Origin of the sequence: Terrisporobacter sp. (assembly GCF_017888745.1) — a bacterium.
Lineage (GTDB): Bacteria > Bacillota > Clostridia > Peptostreptococcales > Peptostreptococcaceae > Terrisporobacter.
In genome coordinates this window covers 1-3,406 of the sequence record NZ_JAGHFM010000089.1, presented here as the reverse complement: position 1 = coordinate 3,406, position 3,406 = coordinate 1, and the positions used below count along the sequence as shown (strand labels likewise).

4 protein-coding genes are annotated in these 3,406 nt (G+C 26.3%); 1 reads left to right on the top strand and 3 read right to left on the bottom strand.

Features of this window, described 5'->3' with window-relative positions; genetic code table 11:
- Positions 1-1,247 (top strand): spore cortex-lytic germination protein SleC (gene sleC, locus J7G74_RS04650; protein WP_297132459.1); only part of this gene is annotated, 1,247 nt, incomplete at its 5' end.
- A gap of 204 nt (positions 1,248-1,451) precedes the next feature.
- Here the strand turns inward: sleC and J7G74_RS04645 are convergent.
- The 3 genes from J7G74_RS04645 to J7G74_RS04635 form a co-directional block, all read right to left on the bottom strand.
- On the bottom strand, positions 1,452-2,081 hold the full coding sequence (locus tag J7G74_RS04645) for a DUF3298 and DUF4163 domain-containing protein (RefSeq protein ID WP_297132461.1): 630 nt from the start codon (positions 2,079-2,081) through the stop codon (positions 1,452-1,454).
- A gap of 5 nt (positions 2,082-2,086) precedes the next feature.
- A complete protein-coding gene (locus J7G74_RS04640; RefSeq protein ID WP_297132457.1) occupies positions 2,087-2,821 on the bottom strand; it encodes a PdaC/SigV domain-containing protein in 735 nt (244 codons plus the stop codon).
- Positions 2,822-3,037: 216 nt separating this feature from the next.
- Positions 3,038-3,406: hypothetical protein (locus tag J7G74_RS04635; protein ID WP_297132456.1), on the bottom strand; the 369-nt coding region annotated here is incomplete at its 5' end.

Below are 3,406 nucleotides of genomic sequence, written 5' to 3'. Positions count from 1 at the left end.
GTGTTATAGATTCTTCAACAAATAGACCTATTCAAGATGCTACTGTAAATATCTATGGCTTAGATGAAGAATATAATAATACCGGTATCGTTTATAGTAATTTGCAAACTAATGAGTCTGGTCAAGTTCGAACTTTAACTCTAGAGGCACCAGATATTATCTATTCTTTAGAACCCTCTGATGTGAAACCTTACAGTGAATATATTGTAGAAGTTGTCTCTGAAGGTTATGATACAGTGGTAATAAACGGTTCTCAAATATTGCCATCTGAAACTGCAATACAAGGTGTTCCTATGACTCCATTAAATAGAAAAAGAAATTCTAGAAAAAGACAAACTGAAATTATATACGATATATCTGCACATACACTTTGGGGAAACTTTCCGCCAAAGATTCCAGAAAGTAGTTTAAAACCAATACCTCCTCCTACAGGCTTTGTTGTTTTAGATGAACCTGTTGTTCCAGAGTTTATAGTTGTTCATGATGGCTTGCCTGAAAATACAAGTGCACAGAATTATTGGGTTCCTTTTAAAGAATATATAAAAAATGTTGCATCTTCTGAAATTTACTCCACTTGGCCAGAGCAAACTATATATGCAAATGTTATTGCAATAATATCATTTACATTAAATAGAGTTTTTACTGAATGGTATAGAAATAAAGGACTTAACTTTACAATTACTTCCTCAACAGCTTACGATCATAAATATACTCACAATAGAAATATCTTTGAAAATATTAGTGTAGTCGTAGATGATATTTTTAATACTTTTATTAGAAGACCTCCTACTGCTAGACAGCCATTACTTGCTCAGTATTGTGATGGTAAGAAATCTCAATGTCCAGATCAAATGACTCAATGGGGAAGTAAAGATTTAGGAGATCAAGGTTATGACTATGAAGGAATATTAAGATATTTCTATGGTGATAATATAACTTTCGCTCAAGCTAATATTGTAAGTGGTGTTCCTGTATCATTCCCAGGATTTACCCTACAAGTCGGATCTAATAATAACTATGTAAGAACTATCCAAAATCAATTAAATGCCATATCTAATTCATATCCAGCAATACCAAAAGTAGCTGAAGATGGTGTTTATGGTGAACAAACAGCTAATGCAGTTAGAACATTCCAACAAATTTTCGGTCTACCTCAAACTGGCGTAGTGGATTTTAAAACTTGGTATGAAATATCAAGGGTTTATGTTGCAACAACCAAAATAGCATCTTTAAATCCTACAATATAATATAAAAATACTATCAGAAAAAAATCTGATAGTATTTTTTACATACAAGGAAATTATATTGAGTTTGCAATTGTGAAAAACTCCTAGGTTAAAGCATTATCAATGTGTTTGAGAAGTTGTAAAAAATAAATTTTGAGCAACGGGCAAAGCCGTTGGCGACATGAAGTGGAGCGCCCACGCAGTGGCTTAAGCGAAGCGAATTTTTTATTTTAATAAATCTATATATTTATTTTGTAAGCTATCTTTTATGTTTTCTACCTCAACAGGAAATTCTGGTATTCCTGCTGCATATGGTGCAATTTCGTATAAGTCAAAAAAAATCACTATGCTTTTATCTTGTAAATAAAATTTTTGATTATCTTTTATACTATAAAAATCATATATTTTTTCAATATTCTCTTCTTTATTGCCTAACAATTTAATCTGATTATTAATTTCCTTATTAATAATTATTTTATAATCTACATCCTCTTTAAATAAATCACTTATTTCTAAAAATTCTCCACTTCTCATATCAATATTATAAGGTACATACTCATAATACCCATGAGCTCCTCCACTATATTTATAATATTTAATAATTAAACTTACTACATCTGTAGAATTTTTCTTAATTTCATAAGATGCGTCTGCAATAAAATTACTCTCTTCTAACTGAAAATCATCTAAAAAATCCTCTGCTTCTTTCAATGATTTTTCATAAAAATTCATAATATCATCTTTAATTTTTTTATTTACTTTATTTGATATTTCACTATTGCTACTGTTTATTATAGGTATCTCTAATGTACTTTTTAGATACTTATTCGTTTTATTTACCTTTTCACTGCTAATATCAGTTAAAAAAAAAAGTTACTTGATGGTTCTATATTACTCTTAAAAATATCAAAAGGAATTTTAAATTCATAAGCTAAATTATTCTCACTCTGCTTGTATGGATTATAGTATATGTTTATATATCTATCTTGAATATAATAATTAGTATTTCTATCAATATTTAAATTATAATATAGAGGATGTTTCTCATTTAATCTCTTTTGTATAGTCTCTGTTATTATTCTACTGTAATCTTCATTATCTTTTAATAACTCATCTAAGTATATTCTTTCTCCATTCTTAAGATTAAAAACATAACTATCTTTTTCATATTTATAATCCTTTGTTCCCCATGTAGTATCCTTTTCTATTATTATGTTTATCATATTTTCATCTTCAAAAACAACACTATAAGTTATGTTTAAAGTATGTGGTTCTTCATATGTATTCATCTTATTCACTTGTCTTTGAATATTTATATATTCTTTTATATTCTTTTTTATATAATTATTAATTGTTTTTTCAACTTGTTTATCTTTTTCATAATGAATACTTGGTACTTTGAATCTGATTGTAAAATTCTCATCCTTAATTTCTGATTTTTCTTCTGTTATCTTAACTACCTTTAGTCCTTCATAAATATTTGCTTGTATTTTCGTCATCACAGATGATAAATTAACATTTTGTATTAATGATAATAGAAATATTCCCATTGTCAAAAATAGAATTGGTTTTATAAAATTTTTTATTTCCTTCATTAAAGTCCCTCCTAAATCTAATTCATTATTATATTTAGGAATTTTATAAATTTTATCCATTTTTTTATAAAAAACTTACTTAATTTATATAGTTAATAGATTACAACAATACTAAAATTAATAATCATATTTATCCTAAAATCATATAAAATATAATTTCTTCTAAAATAAAAAAGTCTATAGAGATTTTTCTATAAACTTTTTTATTTCAATTATTTATTTTTTAAATAGATTACTTTGAGAAGTAGATAATCTTTTTTCTATCTTTTTAGTATATGCAATATCTGATAGTGCAAGAATTATTGATAAATAAACATTCACGCCAAATATAAAACCAAAAGCTCCATATATATAAAGTTTAATAAAGAAGTCACCTGCAAATGATTTAAATAGTAAATGAATTTCTCTTGGATGCATTTTTTCTACTTCTTCTATAGTTATTTTCTCAATATCAAGAGACTTAAAAAGAGGGTTTATATTTTTTTCAACACTATTTAAAACACCTTCTACCCCTAAATCTAATAAATATTCTTTTGTTTCATCTGGTACAAATTTAATATTATCTTCCATAAAAGTATCTAATAT